This window comes from Bacillus sp. SB49, from assembly GCF_000469135.2.
GTDB lineage: Bacteria > Bacillota > Bacilli > Bacillales > Halobacillaceae > Halobacillus.
Genome location: NZ_CP048117.1, coordinates 720,689 through 742,737, shown reverse-complemented (window position 1 = coordinate 742,737; position 22,049 = coordinate 720,689). Strand labels below are relative to the sequence as shown.

Genomic DNA, 22,049 nt, shown 5'->3' with positions numbered 1-22,049 from the left:
CTTTTGGTGCGTTTTTCTATTCCTGTTCCCTTTTGTTTCCATGATGGAGCATCGACTCCTGCAAGACGCATAAGCTTTCCAATGACACCGTCATGGGTGTCATGCTTTGAGCGTCGTCCACAAACCGTGCCAGCAATAGGTCACTTCATCCGCGTTTCCTGTCAACTTCTGAGTCAGCCAGCCTAACAAATCCCTTCCATCTCTGTCCAGTTTCTCCATTGGGACAATCCCCCGACCTGTCTCCAAAAGGATAAATACGACCGAACGTCCGGCATGCCTGACGTCCTCGACGAAGGTGAAAAAAAGTTTCTTTACCTCCTCCAGCGTCATTCCTTGCTGAAGGGCTTCTCTGATCCATACCTCGAACCCTTCGAGAACAAGCGTCCCGTCATGCACAGTCTTCCATTCACACCATTGCCGGGATTCATAAGCACTCACCCAATTTAAAGAAGGGAAGTGTTCTCGGACGTATTTTCGTTTTCCTGAACAGGCACCTCCGACCACGACGTGCATGACCATCCCTCCTCTGATTTACTAACTCTAAAATAGCAGCCTTTTCCGTGTGGCGGACTTATATCCCAGAAGGATGCTTCCGGATGAAGGTGTTGATATAAAGAACGAATAACTCCCCCATGCGTAACGAGAAGAATCTGATCATAAGAAGATGAAACCATTTCCTTTAAAAAAACACCCACCCGATCGTGGAACTCAGGAAATCGTTCTCCTCCGTCAGGACCGGTATTCTGCCAATCTTTTAACCACCTCTGATAAGAAGGATCCTGGACAAGGTCTTCGTGTCTTTTCCCCTCCCATTTTCCGAATGATATCTCACGAAGACGGACGTCCTTCCACCCTTGCAGATCCGGCCTTAAATAGTGGAGGGTCTGCAGGCAGCGCCTCCTGTCACTTGTGAAGCAGGCATCAAAAGCGACCGTGGATAAGCTTTTTTTCAACTCAAACATCTCTTCCATCCGCTCTTCCATTACCGGTTCGTCCAAATGGCCGATATAGCGCTTCTCTATATTTGCCTTCGTCAGCCCATGACGAACCACATACAAATCCAAAGTACGAACAGCCCCCATAATTCTCCCCCCTCTATCGTTAATCCGATTAAATCTCCATTTACGCCACGGAAGTTCCTGACAATCCACCAACGTAAGATAAAGTAGTAGACGGCATAAGCTGCCATGAGAACGATCGTCCAAATGGATAACGCTCCCACACATACAACGACACCTACACCTATGATGACATCCCTTCGGTCCATATGTTTCTTCCACTCGAAAGCGAGACCCTTCTCCCGCATCAATGGAAGCTGATACAGAACGATCAATGCCGCTGCTCTGCTTAACGCAGGGATGAAGAAGATAGAAAAGAGCAGATTCTTATCAAGTCCATAAACGAACAGGCCGAAGATGAAGCTTGTTTTCCATGCCAGATGGAAAACGAGCGCTAATATCCCGAAACTCCCAACGTGGGGATCTTTCATGATCTCCCATTTACCTTCCAGTGGCTTGTTGGATCCTTTCGCATCTGCTGCATCCATCAGCCCGTCGAGATGAAGGCCGCCGGATACATATACCCACAGGGAAATGACCGCCAGCCCGCCAAACCATATAGGAAAGTAGAGCACCGTCCCCCACCATAGGGCTGCGAGCAGCATACCAATGATGAAACCTGCGATTCCATAAGATCGAAGAGCGCTTTTGATTGTCCTTTGTTCCCATGGACATTCGATGGTAAGCGGAATACGCGTCAAAAACTGAATGGCGAGAATCAAACCGTAAACGCCCGTCTTCAACCTATTCCTTCTTTCCAGGAAAGAGGGATGCCGGAAATGACCTGAAACGCTTCATCGGCTTTAGCTGCCAGGAGCTGGTGCACGTCCTGAAGGGTTCTTATGTATTCCATGACAGAAGATTCCTGCACCGGAGTTCCCTCATTGACATCGTTGGATACGAAGATAAGCTGCAGCCGCTTCTCACGACCGATTCGCAGCAGTTCCTTAACCTTTTCCAGAATCATGCCCAGGTCCTCCTTTTCGTCATACATTAAATGACTGACCCATATGGTGACACAATCAATCAGCACAGCAGAACCCTCTTCCACATTCATTAAGTCCCCTGCTATATGAACCGGCGCTTCCATAGTGCGCCACTCTATCCCACGATCTTTGCGGTGCCGTATAATCCGGTCTTCCATTTCTTCATCCACTACTTCAGCTGTCGCAACATAAATAAGCTTTCCTGTGCTGGATTTAACCTTCGCCCTGCTCTCAGCAAAAGCGCTCTTGCCGGAACGGGCGCCTCCAGAAACGAACGTCACTGTCCCTTCCAAGCTGCCAGCACCTCCAACAGTCGATCGTTTTCTTCCTTCTTTCTTACAGCCAGCCTTATATACATTCCTTCCAGTCCGGAAAACGTATGGGTGTGACGCGGAATGATTCCATTCTTAACCAGATAAACGAACAAAGGGTCGGAATTTGCCGCGGATGCATCCTTCAACAGATAGAAATTAGAAACAGATGGTGAAACCGTAAATCCAAGTTCATGCAAAGAAATCACTAATCGCTCCCGCTCTTCCTGTACGAAACGGCGGGTTTTATGTATATAGTCGGTTCGAGCGAGCAGATCGGGCAGTAAAGAAGCAACCACTCCGTTTACACTCCATGGGATCTGCACCCCGGCAACCCGCTTGATTTGTTCGGGTTGGGCCACTATGTACCCAAGGCGAAGACCCGGAACCGCATAGATTTTCGTCAAGGAACGCAGGATAATCAAGTTTGGAAAACGCTCCATTAACGGGAGGATATTTTGTTCCTCCAGCGGAAGGAAGTGAACAAAGGCCTCATCGACCACCACTGTCACCTCGGACTTTTCCGCTTCTTCAAGCATTTGTATGAGCGGATCAATCGGGATTATTGTACCCGTAGGATTATTAGGTCGACAAAGAAAAAGCAGGTCTGTTTGTGGGATCGCTGTCAGCACTTCCTGCACGGGAAAACCAAAATCCTCTTTTAAATTAAGACGCGTCACATCTATTTGATATGCTTCACATGCTCGTGCATACTCGGAGAATGCCGGCTCGATGATCAGCGCGGATTTACCCGCAAACAGATGTGCCACGAGGAAAATCGCTTCTGCTCCTCCGTTAGTAAGGCGAATCATGTCCGGTTCGACCAAGAGCGCATCGGCAAGCTCCTGCACTTCGCTGCGGTAATCAGGATCGGGATAGACATCCAAGGTACGGAATGCGGCAGCCAGAGAAAGATCGGGCGGTGGTCCCAGCGGATTTAGATTTGCACTGAAGTCCATCACCTTCTTTTCCCCCATATCATATCGTTGCATTATTTTTAACGGATTCCCGCCGTGTTCCGGCCATTCTTTCATCCTTTTCCTCTCCCTCTATCAGAAATAGTGAGTGATACCAATGACTATACCAACAAGTGCCAACACCACCACCCATGTACCGTGCATATACCGAACGGTTATTAATATGTCCGCCGCCTTCAGCTTCCTTCCTGCTGTTCCAAGCTCTGCACGGTAAGAAGGAATCCCTTCATAGAAATTCACACCTCCGAGACGGACACCGAGAAGCCCGGCACACATAGCTTCCGGAAATCCGGCATTCGGGCTCGGATGCTTTGCCGCATCCCGCCGTACGATGACAAGACCATTTTTACGCCTTGAATCTCTGACATGAAAAGAACCAATCCACATGGCTGCCGCTGTCACCCGTGCAGGCAGCCAATTGACGATGTCATCAAACCTGGCGGATGCCCAGCCGAAATTAAGGTAGCGATCATTCTTATAGCCGACCATCGAGTCCAATGTATTTGCTGCACGATAGGCGAACGCAAGCGGTCCGCCGCCGATCAGTGCCCAAAGAACTGGGGCAATGACTGCATCGACCGTATTTTCGGCAACAGTTTCCACGGTACCACGCGTCACTTCGTTTTCATTCAGAGCTTCCGTATCCCTGCCTACGATCCAGCTGAGCTTTTCCCTGGCGGCTTCGATATTCCCGGCGCTTAAAGGCACCAGCACCTCATAAGCGGCCTTCTGAAGCCCTTTGATGGCAATAGTGGAAGATACAATATACCCTTCCACCAGAAAAGCCAGAACCGGATGGACCGCTTCCGCCAGAGTAATCAACACAAAGCTGATACTTGCAGCCCCTCCTACGATGACGATAACTAGCATTACACCCTTCTCCCTAAGACGTTCACCATTGTTCCACTTACCTTCAAGCCGACCGATAAGCTTTCCGATTCCGATTACCGGATGGGGAATCCACTTAGGGTCACCAATCCATAAATCCAGTCCTATTGCAAAAAGCAGAATATAGTAGTGATAAAGCCAGTCCATCAACGGGATCCCCTTTTCTCATATTTATCGAGGGACTCCCTTACACCGCGGTAGACAATTGTACCGATTGCCTGCCCGACGGCCGTCCCTGAGCCGGCATAGGGAGTCAGTGCCCCTACCTGTGTGGAGGCGACGACGGTACTATCTGTGGATGTACCGGTCGCTGTCGATCCCGTCACTGGATCCAGGACAGACCGGTCTGCCAACGCTTTCACCTTAGCTTCTGTCACGGATTGAACGGCATTGACGAGGGCACCGTCTGTCAAATGAGCATCAACAAAAACCATAATGTTGATCGTCCCCGGCTGGATTGCACCCAGTTCTCTTCTTCTAGAAATATCGACCGCATTACCGACTCCTGCCGTCACTACAGCCATTACACCGATACCCTGAACGTTTTCTTTACAGATGACATAGTCCTGCAGATGGACAGCGGTCATCATTCCAATTGTTTGAGCGGGATCGACGCCTCTTGTTTTCATCCAGCTGATGACATCCGTTTCCGGTTCCCGGCAGTCGTAGGATAAATCTACATAAAAATTACAAAAGTCCGTAGACCAGCCGATACCACCGCCAATGACGCTGTTTGCCATCGTCCGAAGCGGCCGGGTAAATTGGAGATGTATCCATTCTGCATTTTGAATGATTTGATAATCCGGGATCGTACCCGTCTCCTGATTGGGTGTTACCACGATTTGTGACTTCGGTATTTCCGGGTGATAATGATGATGGACAGGAACATCGTACACTTCCTGCAATAAATCCTCCTGCTGCAGCAAGGACAGATCCCCTGTTGCGACAAGTTTCCCTTGCTGCAGTAACCCGACATCATCTGCGAACAACGCGGCCGTATTCAGGTCGTGGAGGATCGCCACAATCGTCAGATCATGATCCCGTTGATGCTTCTTCAAATGTTCCAGCATGACGACTGTATGCTTGATATCTAAATGGTTTGTCGGCTCATCCAGGAAAAGGATCTTCGGCTGCTGCGCCAATGCCTTTGCGAGCAGAACCCGCTGTTTTTCTCCACCGCTCAAGGTACGGAACGGTTGATTCTCATAGCGGCGGACATCCGTCTCTTCCATTACTGCATCCACGATACGAAGATCTTCTTTCGTCGTGTGCTTTAACCACCCTCGTTGATGAGGATATCTTCCAAGCGTAACGATTTCTCTGACCGTAAAGTCGAATTCTACATACGATTCCTGGGAGAGCACAGCCATCATTCTTGCCTTTTCCCGGGGAGAAAACGTATGCAGAGACCTGCCGAACAGTTGAATAGTTCCCGTCGCTGCCGGCAGTATCCCTGTAATTAATTTAAACAGGGTCGTCTTTCCGCTTCCATTCGGACCAAGCAATGTAAAGAACCGGCCGGTTTCAATCGACAAATCAATATCATGGACAATCCGTTTGCTTTGATATCCTCCTGATACACCTTTCATCATTATCATGATTCGTTCCTCCTGAATCGCTCTCTGATCATAAGTAAAGCAAAGATCGGTGCGCCGATCAGGGCGGTGATGACACCAATCGGCAATTCTTCCGGTGCCACAATCGTCCGTGCAAATAAGTCGGCGAGAATCAGGTAACCACCGCCGGCAAGCGTGGATAACGGCAGGACATGGCGGTGGTTGGGCCCAACAAGCATTCGGATGAAATGAGGGATGACCAGTCCGACGAATCCTATTTGTCCGGATACGGCGACGGCAGCCCCTGTCAACAGCGATGCGCCGACGATGACCATCACTTTCCCTCGATTCACGTGCACTCCCAAGTGTTCGGCAGACTCCTCACCAAGCGCCATCGCATTTAATTCGCGCGTTTTGAACAGGAGAAGCAGGACCCCAACGACGAAAAACGGAAGAAGCAATTGGACATGACTCCATCCCCGCATCCCGACATTCCCCATCAGCCAATAAAGAATCTGCCGCATATCTTCTCTTGAACTCAAGGCAATGATTAAGGAAATGACCGCACTGATGAAAGAACTAACGATAATACCAGCCAGAATGATCGTCTCGATCGCAAGCGTTCGATTGGCCAGGTGGGTCACCCCGAAGACGATAAGCATCGTGATGAATCCGGAGATAATCGCTACAACCGGCAGCGTGAATTCGCCTAGAAACGAAATCGTAATTTGGAAATACAGCACGCATACAGCACCGAGGGCGGAACCGGACGAAACGCCGATTGTGTACGGATCAGCCAGCGGGTTCCTCAACAATCCTTGGAAAGCAGCACCTGCAATGGAAAGGGAAGCACCTACGAGAAGCGCCAGCAGTACCCGTGGAAACCGTATTTCCCAAATGATCAGTTCGGTGGATTTCTCGACTGTCTCTTCCCGCAAAGTAATCCCGAGCGTTTTATTAAGCAGAAGATCGAGGACAACCGGGATCGGGAAATCGACACTGCTGTTTAAAACGCCAAGAAGGGTCGCACCAAGTACGAACCCTCCCAACAAGATGTACATCCACCCGATCTTATTCAGTAAATACTTCTGGATAAATGAGCTTTCCAAGCGTCTCTACTCCATCGATCAAACGCGGTCCCGGACGCGTCACCGTATCGTTATTCACATCGAAGACCTGTTCCTGCTTCACGGCAGGAACTTCCGCCCATCCCGCTCGGTCAAGCACCTGCTCCTCAGGATTATCGACATAGTAGCCGTAAGTGGTGATGATGACATCAGGATTCTTCTGGACGGCTTCCTCTTCCGTCATCTTCACCCAACCTTCCTGGTCGGCAGCCGTATTTTCGGCATGGATCGCCTCCAGCATCTCATTCATGAAGGTTCCTGTACCGGTTGTATAAATATCAGGACTAGGAGCGACCTCCACCCAAACCCGTTTCTTTTCCTCGACAGCTTCTGCCTTCTCTTTGATCTTTTCCAAGCTGGACTGCATGTCGCCTACAAGCTCATCCGCTTCTTCGGATGCCCCTTCCACATCACCAAGCAGTTCGATATGGTCATATACAGCATCAAAAGACTCCGCACTGTCGACAACAACAACGTCGATACCGGATTCTTCGAATTTATCTAGAATATCGCGATTATTCTCCTGGTGGAAATCTGTCACCAGCGCAAGATCCGGATCTAAAGATAAAATCTTCTCCACATCCATTTCCTGAGCTCCAATTTTTTCTATATCATTTGCTTCCTCCGGATAGTTGCTGTATGTATCGACACCAATCAACTTATCGCCCTGACCGAGCGCAAATGTAATTTCTGTGTTGCTCGGTATTAAGGATACGATCGTCTCCGGCTCCTCTTCGATGGTAACTTCCTCTCCACTTCCGTCTGTGACCGTGACCGGGAATTCGGCAGAATTTCCCTGCTGATCAGTCGTTTCCTCCGCACCAGCATCTGCGCCCTGCTCCGTTTCATTGGAATCATCACTGCAACCGACAGCAAACATCAGAAGCATACCCATAACAAACGGCATGAACCAGTGTGTTCTTTTCATGTATCTTTCCCCTCCCTATTTTTGCTCACAAAAAAACGCCATTCTCTAAGAAAAAGGCGGTCGTCGAAGGAGGCGGAATGATACACGCTGATAAATAAACGCACACATCACGCTCGTTCGAAGCAGACCTTTAACCCGAAAGTCTCTTCTCGAACACGTCAGGCAGGTCTCCTGGCTCCGTTTCATCGTCAAGCTGCCCTTCCCGTACAAACAGTGGCACGCAGCTTTCCTCAACGTTACAGTGGCGGGACCGCATCGGATTTACACCGATTTCCCTTTTCACCTACAGCATGTAGGACCTGATCGCGGAATATTCGAATTTTTGTGATGATTCTATTATAGAATCCCGTCGGAAAAAAGTAAATCTTGTCATAACCTTCATAGGGGCCCTGCTTCTGCTCCTATCTACGCTGGTACTGCTCCATTATGTCTTCCAGTCTATCTACGTCTAAAAAACCTGTGACGTGCGCTGCTAAACGATCATAAGCTTCCAACCGGAGTTGTTCATACAACACGTGCGCTTCCGCCTCCTGCAATCCTTTTCGTTTCCTGAGCTGGTTGAGAAACAGATGGCGGAACTTGTCGTTATGGAACACACCGTGAAAATACGTCCCATATGCTCCGTCGCTTACGGAACCATCAAGGAAGGAATCGACATCCCCCGTCCGCTCCGTCCGGCCCATATGGACTTCATAGCCTTGAATATCCAGCTCTTCTCCCGAGAAATGAACCTTCATGCTTGAGCGAACCGTCCGTTTCTCTGTAAGCATTGTCGTCTTTAGTGGAAAAATCCCGATCCCTTCCACTTCGATGGCTTCAGATTCTACTTTTTGAGGATCATGGATCTTCTCCCCCATCATTTGATAGCCGCCGCAAATCCCGAAGATGATGGTTCCTTGAAGGTGAAGCCTTCTGACAGCGTGGTCCAACCCCAGCTCCTTCATGAACTGACAGTCTTCCAGCGTATTTTTCGTTCCGGGAAGAATGATCAAATCGGGTTTTCCCAATTCTTCCGGCTTCTGAACAAGCCGTACGTGGCAGTCCGTTTCAAACCGAAACGGATCGATGTCTGTAAAATTAGAAATGCGCGGAAGATGAATGACAGCGATATCCAAATCCTTGGCATCGTCGGGGAAACGGCTGTATTGATTGAGACTTAAGGAATCTTCCGCATCCATCGCAGCATCTTCCATGAACGGAACGACACCCAGAACCGGGATACCTGCATACGCTTCAAACCAATCCAAACCGGGCTGAAGCAGAGACACATCTCCGCGGAATTTATTGATGATTACACCGCACACTCTCTTTCTATCAACCGGATCAAGCAGCTGCAGGGTTCCGACAAGGCTTGCAAATACGCCTCCTCTGTCGATATCCCCTACAAGGATGACCGGAGCATCCGCCATTCTTGCGATACTCATATTGACAAGTTCACGGTCGTTTAAATTCACTTCTGCCGGGCTTCCGGCACCTTCGATTACGATTCTTTCAAAACGACCGGCTAAAGATTGATAAGCTTCTCGTATTACCTGTTTGGCAGTCTCGTAATATTCCTTCCGGTACTCGGATGCTTTCATATTCCGGAGCGGCTTCCCATGGACGACAATTTGGGATTCATCATCCTTCGTCGGCTTGATCAATACAGGGTTCATCATCGTCTCTGCCTCGACACCGGCTGCTTCCGCCTGCACCCCCTGCGCGCGTCCGATTTCTCTGCCATCTATAGTGATATAGGAGTTGAGCGCCATATTCTGCGACTTGAACGGGGCGACAGCATATCCTTTTCGTGCAAAAATCCTGCACAAAGCCGTAACCATCATACTTTTCCCCGCATCTGAGTGTGTGCCCTGGATCATAATTGGTACGGCCTTCATGAATTGCGAACCTCCCTGCATTTATTCAGGAAAGCATCCACAACGGATGGGTTCGATGCAAAGTGTATATGCGTGTACCCGGCGACAATATTCTTATGAATGACTCCTTCTGTCCCTTCTCCGAATGTTCCTTTAACGAAGTAGGCCGGCGTATGCTCCTCATCCGGGCGATATACAGAATAGTGGAACTCGTGACCTCTTGCAGTTTCCCCTTCAGGAAGAAGAAAATTCCCGGGTCCTCCATGGATTTCCCTGTATCCGACAGCAGCCAGCTTTTCCTGCATATGCATGTCCCCGGAAATAGCCCCAACCATGGCATGTCCGTCGATGGCCTTTGTTAAAAACATGAATCCCCCACATTCCGCTAGGACAGGAAGCCCTTCTTCGACGCGAGCCAGGAACGCTTTTCTCATGTCTTTCTGTTCCGAGAGTCGTTCGGCATAAAGTTCAGGAAAGCCGCCGCCCAGATAAACGCCGTCCGCCACTTTAGGAATTTTCTCTCCAGCTAACGGAGAAAAACGAAGCACTTCTACACCGCGCGCCTCCAAAAGTTCGAGATTTTCCGGGTAATAGAAGTTGAACGCCTTATCCTCCGCAATCGCTATCTTAAGAGAAGAAGAAGCCTGCTGTTGAAATAACGGCGAAGGGGGAACCTCCATCCAAGGCTTACTCTCACTTATCTGCAGCAGTCGCTCCATATCTACGGTTTCCATGACGGCTCTTCCCATCTTGTTAAAAAGGTCATCAAGCTCTCCCCTTTCAATGGCTGGGATCAACCCAAGGTGTCGTTCCGGCATCTCTAAATCTTCCATTCGAGGCAGATACCCGCACACCGGGATGCCACACGCCTGCTCTACCGCTTCTTTGATAATCCGATAGTGCCCTTCGCTTCCGACTTTGCTTGCAATGACACCGGCAATGTCCGTCGTGTCATCAAATAACTGGTATCCTTTCACGATGGCTGCGGCGCTTCTTGCCATCTTACTGCAGTCAACGACAAGAATGATAGGTGCATCAATTTTCTGACTGATTTCCGCGGTCGACCCTTGATTGGATGTCGCGTACTTACCGTCGTACAGTCCCATGACTCCTTCGACAATCGAGATATCTGCCGTGTCACTTCCTTTTTGAAACACTTCCGCCAACACGTCATCCGGAAGCATCCAACTATCCAGGTTCCGCGCCGGCCGCCCCGTTACCGCTTTATGAAGACTGGGATCGATATAATCCGGTCCGCACTTGAATCCCTGTACGTTCCATCCCTGCTGCTTCCATGCCGCCATTAACCCGAGTGTAATCGTCGTTTTACCGGCACCGCTGGCTGCGCCGGCTATCACCAAGCGTTTTCTCATCAATATTCAATGCCGCGCACCGCCGGCACTCCTTCATCGTAGTAATGCTTCTCGACGTGCACATTGGAAACAAGATCGGCCAGCTCCTTAATTTCCTCCTTGGCACTTCTCCCTGTAAGGACAAGATGAACGTGCTCCGGTTTATGGCGGATCAGCTCCTGCACTTCCTCCAATGGCAGTACATCATCGACCGGGAATGTGTCGATCGCCAGGGCATTGTTTATTTCATCAAGGACGACCACGTCATACTCGCCGGACATGACAGTTTGTTTCGCTTCCGCCCACCCGGACTTCAACGCTTCCCTATGTACATCCGGAGTTTTCAGCCAGGTGAACCCCTCTCCGAGCTGCACCATTTCCACACCCAGCTTCTCAAGCGCCTTCATTTCTCCATAGCTCCGTTTCTTCGATTTGATGAATTGGAGGATTTTTACGTTCATTCCCTGCCCGACCGCTCTCACCGTCAGTCCGACGGCAGCTGTTGTCTTTCCTTTTCCATCTCCGGTGTAAACCAGAGTCAATCCTTTCCGTTTTGCTCTTGCCATGTCATTCACTCCTTTTTATTTTTTCTGAATAATCACACAGAATCTCTATGATCATAGCAAAGGAACGACATTAAAAAAAGCAGGCGCCCTTTTCTTTCACACGAAAATGATGGACAGAGCGGGATTCAAGGCTGAACAATTTTTTTCAACAAAAAAGCAGGCCGCCGGCCTGCTTTTTATTTCTGCTCAGTCATGGAACTTCCTTTTAACGTAACGAAGCATTTCTTCCTTCCCGCCAGTGGCTTCATCTTCCTCCCATAATGTGCCTGAAAAGATAAAGCCAAGCTTCTCCAACAAGCGGGTCGATGGTTCATTCTGAGGATGTACTTTGGCTTCCACCTGCTCCATCCCCCAGCGATGAAACGCATGATCTACAAGAGTGGAAACTACTTCTGTACCATAGCCCTGCCGCCAGTAAGCCTTGGCGATCTCATACCCGATTTCTACTGTTCCGGCACTATCGTTCACCGCATTATAACCACAGGACCCGATGATACGTCCTGCGTTTTTAGTCTCGAGGGAATAACGAATGGCTTCTCCCTTTTCAGCCAGTGCATTCATAAAAGCGATCATACGGACGGCTTGATCCCGGCTGGAGAATGGTTCGATATTCATAAATTCCGCAACCTCCGGATCGGACCATACAGCGAATAGGTACGGCGCATCTGCTTCTTTACATGGACGCAGATGTAATCGTTCGGTGTACCATTCTTCTATCAATCTCTTTCTCTCCCTTCGCTTCTGTTCTACTCCTTTAGAAACGTCGGTTCTCTGCGCATCGTTTCCCCCTTCCCTAACTCTTGTTCTACGTTCGTATTAGAAATCGGCTTCAGATCCGGACGCTTGAAACACGTCCCAATGTCCATTCATCATGGAGGTGTAAACCCGTTTCACGATATAACCTTCGTCTCCGGTCGTAATCTCGAACGTGTCCGATCCTAAGTAGTTAATAGAATCAATGTCTTCTGATTGAAACTGATCGCTTTCTTCCAAGTAATCCGCCAGAACCCCTTCTTCATTCCATTCATAGTAAAGATTGTAAGGCCCGAAAACATTACATCCGGCGAATACCAATAAAGCAGCGAAAACAGTCAGAATCACTATACGCTTTCTCATAGTCACTCTCCTCTATTCTCTTATCGATAGATTCCGAGTTTCATCATATATCCTAGAATTAAATTTGTAAATATTACCCAAGACGATCAACCTGTTTAAGCACCGCCTATGTGATTTACTACGCGTCTTCTCACATAAATAACCAACAAGAATGCAACAACCATCTCCGCCATCGGCAAAGACAGCCAAACGCCGGCTGGCCCGAGGAACAGCGGCAGAATCCATAAGAACAGAAGCAGAAGTACAAAGCTTCTGAGCAGAATGATGATGGTGGAAGAGCGGATCTGTCCGATCGATTGAAAATAGGTCATATAAACAAAGTTGAAGCCAAGGAATAAATAAGCAATAAAGAACAATCGAATCCCGTCTACGGCGAGCGAGCGGACGTGTTGAGACTCAAGACCGAACAACGATACGAGAAGCGGCGCTGCGAGAAGTCCGACAACAAGCAGTACGACGCCCATTACCAAAGCAGTAACCTCCCCAATCTTCACACTCTCCCGAATCCGGCCTCTCTCTTTAGCGCCGTGATAATAACTGATCATCGGTTGAAGCGCCGATTCGATTCCGAAGAACGACAGGAACATGAAGCCGTGCAAATAATTGATAACGGAGAAAGCGGCGACTCCATCCGTTCCGAGCATGCTTACGATTGCCAGGTTATACGCTGCAACAAAGACAAGCGCCCCCGCCTCTGCAAGGAAGCTTGGAAATCCGATCGAGAAAATCGCACCCAGACCAGACCAGCTCCACTGGAAAGCAAAAGGTCGGAGTTTTGTGTCACTGCGAAAGAAATGGATGAGTAAAACAAAAATACCGAGAACACTCGCAAGAATGGTGGCCAAGGCAGCACCAAACACGCCCAGACCCAATATGAAAATCATATAATAATTCAAACCGATATTGGTGACTGCTGTTATCCCAAGTGCAACCATCGAAAGCACAGGGCCTCCATCGTTTCTAACGAATATACTAAGCAGCTGCTGCAGGGCAATAAGCCACCCAAGGGAGAAAAGGACCTGTAAGTACTCCACTGTATGTGAGAGCGTCTCTGCGTTCGCCCCTAACATTCGGGCTGCCGCTTCCACTTGAAAATATCCGACCGTACCGATGAGAGCAAGGATGAGGATCGTCGTTATAAGAGACAGGGAAAAAACACTCCGCGCCTGTTCCATCTGACGTTCCCCGATCCGGATGGAATACAGCGTTCCGCCACCGATACCGATCCATAAAGCAATGGAAAAAATAAGCGAGAAAACCGGCATGGCTAAATTGACGCCGGCAAGACCTTCCGCACCGACCCCGTTACCGACGAAAATTCCGTCGATCAGGATATTGATGGACATCAGCATCATTCCGAACAAAGAGGGAAAGAAATACTGGAAGAATACTTTTTTTACTGGTTGATGCTGCAAAATGCTGTGTGTATTTGTCATCATGGTTCCTCCCGTATCTGTTTACAAGAGAAAGTATAAACCTTCAAGTTACTTCAAGGTCAATCATTTTTACGGACAGGTATTTGGATCCATGTCATATAATCCTTCTCATTGCGGATCACCGATTCATCAAGCAGGCTGATTTCCACAGCGTTTCCTATTATTTCACAGCCTTCTATTTTCAGCTGCTCCAACATAAACCGATAACTTTGCTTTATTGCTTCATACTTCCCTTTATGGGGATAACACGCATACATCCCTTCTGCTAAAAAGGATGACTCCGGTTTTTCCTTATCCTTGTGCAGGAGTTCAAAGACTGAGCGATACTTTACCGGTCCCTCACCATCCAGACTATCCATATCTGCAATCGTGCCGAAGTCCCCCGTGAAGAATCCGTCATACATGATCCCTGACAAGGAATGATATTCCAAATCTTTCACGTAGATGTCGTCGGAAGCCTCCTTCAAATCAATCGGCTCATCATTATATATATAGGAAACGGGCCGTTCAGGAAACCATTGATAGGTCATAGAGGGCTGCGACATTAATGTAAGGCCCTGTTCTATGGTCGAAATTTTATTCTTAATCTTTTCTTCTACTATCGATAGCCGCAGCTTTTCCATTCTCACTTCATCCAGCTTCCGCTCCAACCGTTCTTTCGTATTTTCAGGAGTCCTCTCTTTCAGCTGCTCCTGAATATCCTTCATAGTAAATCCATTCTTTTTCATAAAGATGATGGTATCCAATACCGGAAACTGATCGACGGTATAATAACGATATCTGCTTGAGTCATCCGTGTATTTCGGCTTGAAAATGCCGATTTCATCGTAATAACGCAGCGTTGATGCAGGTAACTGGAAGAGGCCGGCAATCTCTCCTATACGGAACTTTCTTCTCATAAACATCCCATCCATTTTTTCTTTTATTATTCCTTATACCCTTGCAGAAATCAATTGCTGAATGTAATATATAATTTACATAAGCAATATATATTTAACATGATTGGGTGATACGAAAGTGAACAAAATCAAACTGGCACGTCTAGAAAAGGATTTGACTCAAGCCCAGCTTGCCAAACGTGTCCAAGCGACAAGACAGACAATCGGCCTGATTGAGAAAGGCACCTATAACCCCAGCCTTCAGCTCTGTATCGCGATTGCCAAAGAACTTGATAAAACATTAGATGATTTATTCTGGGAGGAATCATAATGGTCCAGTCATTTCTCAACTATTTCTTACCGAAGGATGAATACAAACGTTCACAAATCGTTTACTTTATGGCAGAAGCGGCTTTTTTGACTGTACTTCTCCTTCTGCCACTTACACTTATGAACAACATATGGTGGAATTCCCAATCTTTTAATGAAATTTCCGTCCTGCTTACTCCTGTATTCGTGATGGCATACACCTATTTTCGTTATGTATTTAAAGGGATAGAGCATACCGACATCTCTGAAGAGAAAACCTATCGTGCACAACGCCGCCTGAATAGGAAAAGAGCCCTTTTCTTCGCGGCCATATTCATGATCGTGCTTTTGATCAACAATGGAATACCGTCTACGGGCATGGAAATTCTCGACATAGCCGGTCCCGTCTTCCTCGGCTTCCTGTTCTATCTGCTCTTTGACTACATCTCTCTTAAACGGTCCTATAATAAAAATAAAGACCTGCTTGATGACTGAATCAGGTTCACAGCAACTCCAAAGCCCCTCTCCCAAAAACAAAAAAAGAGGACTCCTTTTGCAGGAGTCCTCTTTCCGCTATTAATATAACTTCGTTAACGCGTCTTTATCAAATGGAAGCAGATCATTTACTCTGCCTTCCTCTACTTTCTTAACCCATTCCGGATCTTGAAGCAGAGAACGACCGATGGCAATCAAATCGAATTCGTCCTGGTCCAGTTTTTCAATGAGACCGTCCAGACTCGTCGTATTTGCCGCCTGAAAACTTGTAAATGTTCCGTCCAATCCGACAGAACCGACAGAAATAGCAGGTTTTCCGGTCAGTTTCTTCGTCCATCCGGCAAGGTTCATTTCAGAGCCTTCAAATTCCGGTTCCCAGAATCGACGGGTAGAGCAGTGGAAGATGTCGACTCCAGCGTCAGAAAGCGGCTGAAGGAATTGATTTAATTCCTCTGACGTTGCTGCAAGTTTTGCTTGATAGTCATTCATTTTCCACTGACTGAAACGGAAGATAATAGGGAAATCCGGGCCGACGGCTTTACGGCATGCCTCAATGACTTCGACTGCAAATTGCGTACGGCCGACCAAATCACCACCGTAACGGTCGGTGCGCTTGTTCGTATGCTCATAGAAGAATTGGTCGATCAAGTATCCATGTGCTCCGTGAAGCTCGATGGCATCAAAACCGATACGCTTCGCATCGGCAGCAGCCTGCGCGTATGACTGAACCAGCCCCTCGATTTCTTCGACCGTAAGCGGTTCGGATACTTGCACCCCATCAAGGGTCAAACCAGACGGTCCGATTGGTGCGGCTTCTTTGTTCGGCAGTTCTCCAGGTTTTCGTGTCATTCCGACGTGCCACAGCTGTGGAGCAATTTTCCCTCCCGCTTCATGCACTTCTTTTACGACTTTAGCCCAGCCGTCCAACGCGTCTCCGTGGAAGAGCGGGATGCTGTCACCGGAAACAGAAGACGGATGATTGATTCCGACTCCTTCGGTGATGATAAGACCAACATCCCCTTCAGCGCGGCGGCGGTAATAGGCAGCCACGTCTTCGCCAGGAATGCCTCCCGGGGAGAAGCCGCGCGTCATCGGCGCCATCACCGTGCGGTTTTTTAATTGTATTTTGTCACTATGGAAAGTTTCGAATAAAGGTTTAACAGATACATTCGTATTACTCAATGTCGTTTCCTCCTTTTCCTGTTGCATCTTCTATTCTCGCAAATGCGGATGGAAATGAAAAATCATCTGTTTGCCTTCCACCCCCCATGCATCAAAAAAGACGGAAGACCCGTTTCAGATCATCCGTCTTTTTCTTCCTATTGTGGTTATCTCTTTAATGGAACAATCCTGATTCCCGTGATTTCTTCATCAGACTCCGCGTACGCTTATGGAGCGGCCCTTTCAGGAACGTACCGATAAGCAGGAATGCTGCGCCGAAGATAGACAGAAAGATAAAGTCTGTCTTCACCCGGGCTGGTACGATACCGCCTACCGCTTCCCTCATCAGGTCGATCGCGTAGGAAAACGGAAGAAACGGATGGATATTCTGGAAGAATTCCGGAAGTAAGGCGACTGGATACGTCCCGCCTGAACCTGCAATCTGCAGAACGAGACATACGATCGCTGCTGCTTTCCCAACGTCCCCAAGAACGGATACCAGTGTAAACACAATGGTCATAAAGACAAAACTCGTTGCGAATCCAAACAAGATGAACGGAAGCTCTGCAGCTATATCTACATTCAGGATGTAAATGTTACCAAGCGTTACGACAAGCGTCTGCAGAAATCCGATGCTCACAAAGGTAGCAAGCTTCCCAAAGTACTGCTGGTACTTTCGGTATTCTTCGCCGTGATGAGGATCCGTCGATAACAAGGATACCAACAGCAATGCTCCGACCCACAAGGACAACACGGTATAGAAAGGCGTCATCCCCGTACCGTAGTTGGCAATCGGGAACAAGGCGTTCTTACTCAATACGACCGGCTCCTCGAAAAAGCTCTGTTCGGCCTCCGGATCATTTTTCAGAAGCTCGATGATCTCATTAATGTCCGTTTCCCCTTGAATATCACGGATTCGATCCGCCATTTCATTCACTTTGTCGTTGACGTAAGGATACTCATTCAGCATATATTCAAGGATATCCTGACCTTCGGCAATGTTTCCTTCGGTACTGTTCAGTATTTTTTCAATCTCCGGAATAGTCGATTGGGCGTCAGCCAGAATACTTCTCGCATTAGCAAGCGTATTCTTCGCCTTATCTATTTCCGACAATACTTTCGGTTCAATCGAATCATTATATTCTTTCACAAAAGCATCAATCCGGTCCGCGGTATTTTGGGATTTCTCCTGCAGGTCGGCAAGCACAGCATCGATTTCTTCCTGCTTCTCACCCAGCTGCTGTTCGATCTTGCCGCTGTCCGCCTGGACCGTCTCCAAGTCTCCACGAATCGTTTCTATTGTGGCAAGCGCCTGATCGATTGTTTCTGTGGAAACCTGTGGAGCAGGAGGCTGTTCTTCTCCATCTTCTGAATTGTCCCCGGAGTCCGCCTCGGCATTTTGCTGCTGCTCCTCCTGCTGAGCTTTCACTTGCTTCAGAAGCTGCTCTACCTCATTCAGACGTTCCACGGATGCATCCGTCTGTTCACCGATTCGATCCTTGATGGCGTTGACCGTATCCAAATCAAAATCAATGGAGCGCACATCAGTAAGAAACGCATTTACATCCTCTGCTGTCTGCTGGGCAGCTTCGAGATCCTCTTGTACTTGTGGTGCCAGTTCATTTAGTCGTGCCTCTGCATCATCTATGAATCCTGTCGTTTCATCAATGGTGGAAATACCGTCTTTCGTCACTTTCGTGGCTTCCGGAAGCAGAGCCTGCACGTCATTAATGACGTCCACCGCACTCTTCGAATCTTCATAGGAACTGCTGATCATATCATGGATTTCCGGTAAATTCTCTTCCAGTTTAAACACATATTCTTCAAAGCGTTCAATATCCGGAAGGTCCTTCTCAAGCTCTACTCCTAAATCGTTGAACAGCTCTGCAATCGTGCCGTTCACTTCCGATATAAAATTACTTTTCACTTCTTCGACGATGACGCTGGCACCTTTTTCCGTAATTTTCGGTGCGATGGCGTTTACTTTCTCATTGACGTAATATTCGACTTCCGATTTCTCAGGGCTGTCACTGATAACCGTTCCAAGCTTCTCAGAGAAATTCTCGGGGATGACGATAACCGCATAATAATCGCCGTACTCCAGACTGTCCATCGCCTCTTCTCTGTCATCAAAATGCCAGTCCATGCTGTCGTTATCCTTCAGGTTATCCACTACTTCCTGACCAACGTCAATATCGGTATCCCGGACAGTAGCTCCGGTATCCTCATTGACGATTCCGACAGGCAGCTGGTCCGTCTGGCTGTATGGGTCCCAGGATGCTTTAATGTTAAACCAGGCATATAAAGACGGTAGAACGATTAAGCCGCCGATCAGGATCATCGCGACCCAGTTCTTCGATATATTTTTCCAATCTCGGCTGAAAATGCGCCATATGTTCTTCATAAGGATGCTCCTATTCTCATTTCCGTTATTCTTCCCGCTCTTTTAACTTCTTTTTGACATGCTCGAACAAATGGATGAAAGTGGTGACGTCTTCATCCTTCACCCCCTCAAAAAGAAACGAAAAGCTGTCATAAATCAGTTCATCTGCACGGTCTACAATCTCTTCCCCTTTTTTCGTAAGTTGTACGAGTTTGGAGCGCTTATCTTCCTTCGTTTCACTCCATTGAATCAGTTCCTTCTCCATCAACTTCTTTATCCGGTTCGAGATCGCACTTTTATGGACACCTTGTATGTTGCTCAGCCTCCCTGGCGTAAGAGCCGCTTCCACTTTGATGATTTTTAACGTTTGCAGTTGTTGGGAGGATACATTCTTCAAAGGTCCGCTCTCCTCCAGCTTTCTCAAATGTTCACTCGCACCGAAATACACTTCTATGAATAAGTCGATGACTTTCCTCGAATCAGGCATGTGTGTACTCCCTCCATAAAATAGTTCACACCTATAAACTAAAAAAATAGTTTACACCCATGAACTATTTACGTCAATGATTTTATCGTCCACTGATCCAACTATTTTTATGCAAAAAAAAACGACCGGATGGCCGTTCCTTCGAAAAGAAGCTGCTTCCTCACTCGTCTATGCTCTGCTGCATCTTGAGGAGGAGCCTGTCCAGTTCATTCATCTCTGCTTCTGTCATCGTCTGATTGACAACCTCGTTAATTTCATCGGTAACTGCTGTGACTTTCGCTTCAAGCATCCGCCCGCTTTCCGTCAAGTGCAGCTCCAGAGAACGCATGTCGTCAATCCGAAAGCATCGTTCAATATAGCCTTTCTTCTCCAGACTGGAGGCCATTCTGGCAATGTTAGCCTTATCCTTACCTAAGTAATTGGCGATCTGATTCTGGGTCAACCCGTCTTCCTCCCAAAGAAGCATCATGATCAAATTCTGCTCCGGCGCCAGGTTGTAAGGGGCGAGCTTCGCTTTTATGAAGCTTGTCAATTTTAAATCGGTTTGATGGAGTTTTATACTGATGTGGTTCTGAAAGCTACGTTTCATGGGGGCTTTTTACCTTTCTCACGTACGGTGGACGTTATTTTTCAAAAACATAATTATAGGCAGAAAGAATTCCATTGTCAAAGGTATTAATTGGATAACAGCCGAAGAAAAAAATAAAACCCGCAAATGATAAAACCGCCCCTTAGCAGGGACGGCTTTTTATCATAGTCCGATAGAGATATATTTCGTTTCTAAGTATTCTTCAATACCGAAGTGACCGCCTTCTCGACCGAGTCCGCTTTCCTTAAATCCGCCGAACGGTGCTTGAGCCGTAGATGGAAGTCCATCATTTAACCCGACAATACCATAGTCCAATTCCTCAGAAAGACGCATCGCTTTGGAGAAATTCTCTGTGTACAGATATCCGGCCAAACCGAATGGAGACTCGTTTGCACGGCGAATCGCATCTTCTTCATCAGAGAAAGAAGCGATCGGAAGCACAGGCCCGAACGTTTCCTCCTTCATACAGATCATGTCATCCGTCGTATGAACAAGCACGGTCGGTTCAACGAAATACCCCTTATCCGATTGCGAAGATCCGCCTGTTACAAGCGTTGCTCCATTATCCAGAGCATTCTGGATGTGCTTATTGACCTTATCAAAACCGTCTTTATCAATAAGCGGACCGATGTCCGTATCAGGGTCGAGGCCATCTCCCACATTCAGCTGCTCAACAGCGGTTTTCAATTTCTCTGTAAATTCATCCAATACAGATTCATGCACATAGAAACGGTTGGAACAGACACAAGTTTGTCCAGCATTTCTGAATTTTGATGCCACTGCGCCTTCCACTGCCTTATCCAGATCCGCATCCGCAAGAACGACGAATGGAGCCTGACCGCCGAGCTCCAGTGAGATACGCTTCATCGTATCCGCCGACTTACGCATCAAGAGCTTTCCAACCTCTGTCGAGCCTGTGAAAGAAAGTTTACGTACGCGGGAATCAGATAACCATACATCGCTGATGGTTGCAGCATCTCCTGTAAGGATATTAATAATTCCTTCCGGCGCTCCCGCTTCCTGAGCCAGCTCCACCAGACGAATCGCAGTCAGAGGCGTCTGCTCTGCCGGTTTGATCAGGACGGTACAGCCTGCAGCGATTGCCGGCGCCACTTTTCTTGTAATCATAGCTGCCGGGAAGTTCCATGGTGTAATGGCTGCCATGACTCCGACAGGCTGTTTTTGGACAAGAATGCGCTTGTCCCTGCTCGAAGCGGGAATCGTTTCACCGTAGATACGCTTCCCTTCTTCTGCATACCAGGCAAGGAAGCTGTTCGCATAACCGATTTCACCGGCTGCTTCCTTCAGCGGCTTTCCCTGCTCTTTCGTCATGATTTCCGCTAACTCTTCTTTATGAGCTTCTATCAGTTGATGCCAGCGCATCAAAAATTCAGCACGCTCATAGGCGGTCGTCTTCTTCCATTTAAGAAAAGCAGCATGGGCGGCATCCACCGCCTCCTGCGCTTCTTTCTCTCCCGCATCCGGAACGTGATCGATCACTTCCAGTGTGTAAGGATTCGTTACTTCTATCATCTTCTCTGAGGTCCATTCTTTCCCGTTCACAATAAGATTCAACTGGAATACCCCTTT

General features: G+C 48.0%; 23 protein-coding genes and 1 riboswitch. Of the genes, 2 read left to right on the top strand and 21 right to left on the bottom strand.

Annotated features, from left to right (window positions below; genetic code table 11):
• Positions 1-99: 99 nt before the first annotated feature.
• The 16 genes from M662_RS03715 to M662_RS03640 form a co-directional block, all read right to left on the bottom strand.
• Positions 100-513 carry a bifunctional adenosylcobinamide kinase/adenosylcobinamide-phosphate guanylyltransferase gene (locus M662_RS03715; RefSeq protein WP_026578673.1) on the bottom strand — a complete coding sequence of 138 codons (414 nt, stop codon included), beginning with the start codon at positions 511-513 and terminating at the stop codon, positions 100-102.
• Positions 444-1,082 (bottom strand): histidine phosphatase family protein, encoded by a 639-nt coding sequence (locus M662_RS03710; protein WP_008633858.1) that lies wholly within the window; start codon positions 1,080-1,082, stop codon positions 444-446. The genes M662_RS03715 and M662_RS03710 overlap by 70 nt, the downstream gene beginning before the upstream one ends.
• Complete coding sequence (locus tag M662_RS03705) at positions 1,034-1,801, bottom strand: adenosylcobinamide-GDP ribazoletransferase (protein ID WP_008633860.1); 768 nt, start codon at positions 1,799-1,801, stop codon at positions 1,034-1,036. Before M662_RS03705 ends, M662_RS03710 begins: the two co-directional genes overlap by 49 nt.
• A complete protein-coding gene (locus M662_RS03700) occupies positions 1,798-2,337 on the bottom strand; it encodes a bifunctional adenosylcobinamide kinase/adenosylcobinamide-phosphate guanylyltransferase (protein ID WP_026578674.1) in 540 nt (179 codons plus the stop codon). The genes M662_RS03705 and M662_RS03700 overlap by 4 nt, the downstream gene beginning before the upstream one ends.
• Positions 2,322-3,389, bottom strand: a complete 1,068-nt coding sequence (gene cobD, locus M662_RS03695) for a threonine-phosphate decarboxylase CobD (protein ID WP_026578675.1) — start codon at positions 3,387-3,389, stop codon at positions 2,322-2,324. Before cobD ends, M662_RS03700 begins: the two co-directional genes overlap by 16 nt.
• 18 nt (positions 3,390-3,407) lie before the next feature.
• Positions 3,408-4,367 carry an adenosylcobinamide-phosphate synthase CbiB gene (cbiB, locus tag M662_RS03690; RefSeq protein ID WP_026578676.1) on the bottom strand — a complete coding sequence of 320 codons (960 nt, stop codon included), beginning with the start codon at positions 4,365-4,367 and terminating at the stop codon, positions 3,408-3,410.
• On the bottom strand, positions 4,367-5,818 hold the full coding sequence (locus M662_RS03685) for an adenosylcobinamide amidohydrolase (protein WP_026578677.1): 1,452 nt from the start codon (positions 5,816-5,818) through the stop codon (positions 4,367-4,369). Before M662_RS03685 ends, cbiB begins: the two co-directional genes overlap by 1 nt.
• Entirely contained in the window at positions 5,815-6,885 is a 1,071-nt protein-coding gene (locus tag M662_RS03680; RefSeq protein ID WP_008633876.1) for a FecCD family ABC transporter permease, read from the bottom strand. The genes M662_RS03685 and M662_RS03680 overlap by 4 nt, the downstream gene beginning before the upstream one ends.
• Positions 6,848-7,831, bottom strand: a complete 984-nt coding sequence (locus M662_RS03675) for an ABC transporter substrate-binding protein (RefSeq protein WP_026578678.1) — start codon at positions 7,829-7,831, stop codon at positions 6,848-6,850. The genes M662_RS03680 and M662_RS03675 overlap by 38 nt, the downstream gene beginning before the upstream one ends.
• 144 nt (positions 7,832-7,975) lie before the next feature.
• A riboswitch (cobalamin riboswitch) is annotated at positions 7,976-8,149 on the bottom strand.
• An 83-nt stretch (positions 8,150-8,232) separates the two neighbouring features.
• Positions 8,233-9,708, bottom strand: coding sequence for a cobyric acid synthase (locus M662_RS03670; protein WP_026578679.1), 1,476 nt, complete (start codon positions 9,706-9,708; stop codon positions 8,233-8,235).
• Positions 9,705-11,060 carry a cobyrinic acid a,c-diamide synthase CobB gene (locus M662_RS03665; RefSeq protein WP_035388632.1) on the bottom strand — a complete coding sequence of 452 codons (1,356 nt, stop codon included), beginning with the start codon at positions 11,058-11,060 and terminating at the stop codon, positions 9,705-9,707. Before M662_RS03665 ends, M662_RS03670 begins: the two co-directional genes overlap by 4 nt.
• Positions 11,060-11,605, bottom strand: a complete 546-nt coding sequence (locus M662_RS03660) for a cob(I)yrinic acid a,c-diamide adenosyltransferase (protein ID WP_008633884.1) — start codon at positions 11,603-11,605, stop codon at positions 11,060-11,062. The genes M662_RS03665 and M662_RS03660 overlap by 1 nt, the downstream gene beginning before the upstream one ends.
• 186 nt (positions 11,606-11,791) lie before the next feature.
• A complete protein-coding gene (locus M662_RS03655; RefSeq protein WP_026578681.1) occupies positions 11,792-12,325 on the bottom strand; it encodes a GNAT family N-acetyltransferase in 534 nt (177 codons plus the stop codon).
• A gap of 96 nt (positions 12,326-12,421) precedes the next feature.
• Positions 12,422-12,721, bottom strand: a complete 300-nt coding sequence (locus M662_RS03650) for a hypothetical protein (protein ID WP_026578682.1) — start codon at positions 12,719-12,721, stop codon at positions 12,422-12,424.
• Between the two features lie 95 nt (positions 12,722-12,816).
• Positions 12,817-14,160, bottom strand: a complete 1,344-nt coding sequence (locus tag M662_RS03645) for an MATE family efflux transporter (protein ID WP_026578683.1) — start codon at positions 14,158-14,160, stop codon at positions 12,817-12,819.
• A 56-nt stretch (positions 14,161-14,216) separates the two neighbouring features.
• On the bottom strand, positions 14,217-15,056 hold the full coding sequence (locus tag M662_RS03640) for a MerR family transcriptional regulator (RefSeq protein WP_026578684.1): 840 nt from the start codon (positions 15,054-15,056) through the stop codon (positions 14,217-14,219).
• Positions 15,057-15,174: 118 nt separating this feature from the next.
• On the opposite strand from M662_RS03640, the gene M662_RS03635 reads away from it, so the two are divergent.
• Both M662_RS03635 and M662_RS03630 read left to right on the top strand, forming a co-directional pair.
• Entirely contained in the window at positions 15,175-15,366 is a 192-nt protein-coding gene (locus M662_RS03635; protein WP_008633898.1) for a helix-turn-helix transcriptional regulator, read from the top strand.
• Complete coding sequence (locus M662_RS03630) at positions 15,366-15,839, top strand: hypothetical protein (protein ID WP_026578685.1); 474 nt, start codon at positions 15,366-15,368, stop codon at positions 15,837-15,839. Before M662_RS03635 ends, M662_RS03630 begins: the two co-directional genes overlap by 1 nt.
• An 81-nt stretch (positions 15,840-15,920) precedes the next feature.
• On the opposite strand, the gene M662_RS03625 is transcribed toward M662_RS03630, so the two are convergent.
• The 5 genes from M662_RS03625 to M662_RS03605 form a co-directional block, all read right to left on the bottom strand.
• Positions 15,921-17,021, bottom strand: a complete 1,101-nt coding sequence (locus tag M662_RS03625; protein ID WP_026578686.1) for an NADH:flavin oxidoreductase — start codon at positions 17,019-17,021, stop codon at positions 15,921-15,923.
• A 154-nt stretch (positions 17,022-17,175) separates the two neighbouring features.
• Positions 17,176-19,404, bottom strand: a complete 2,229-nt coding sequence (locus M662_RS03620) for a YhgE/Pip domain-containing protein (RefSeq protein WP_026578687.1) — start codon at positions 19,402-19,404, stop codon at positions 17,176-17,178.
• Positions 19,405-19,429: 25 nt separating this feature from the next.
• Positions 19,430-19,870, bottom strand: coding sequence for a MarR family winged helix-turn-helix transcriptional regulator (locus M662_RS03615; protein WP_026578688.1), 441 nt, complete (start codon positions 19,868-19,870; stop codon positions 19,430-19,432).
• Between the two features lie 160 nt (positions 19,871-20,030).
• Entirely contained in the window at positions 20,031-20,459 is a 429-nt protein-coding gene (locus M662_RS03610) for a MarR family winged helix-turn-helix transcriptional regulator (RefSeq protein WP_008633915.1), read from the bottom strand.
• A 162-nt stretch (positions 20,460-20,621) separates the two neighbouring features.
• A complete protein-coding gene (locus tag M662_RS03605; RefSeq protein WP_051348989.1) occupies positions 20,622-21,992 on the bottom strand; it encodes an NAD-dependent succinate-semialdehyde dehydrogenase in 1,371 nt (456 codons plus the stop codon).
• Positions 21,993-22,049: the final 57 nt, after the last annotated feature.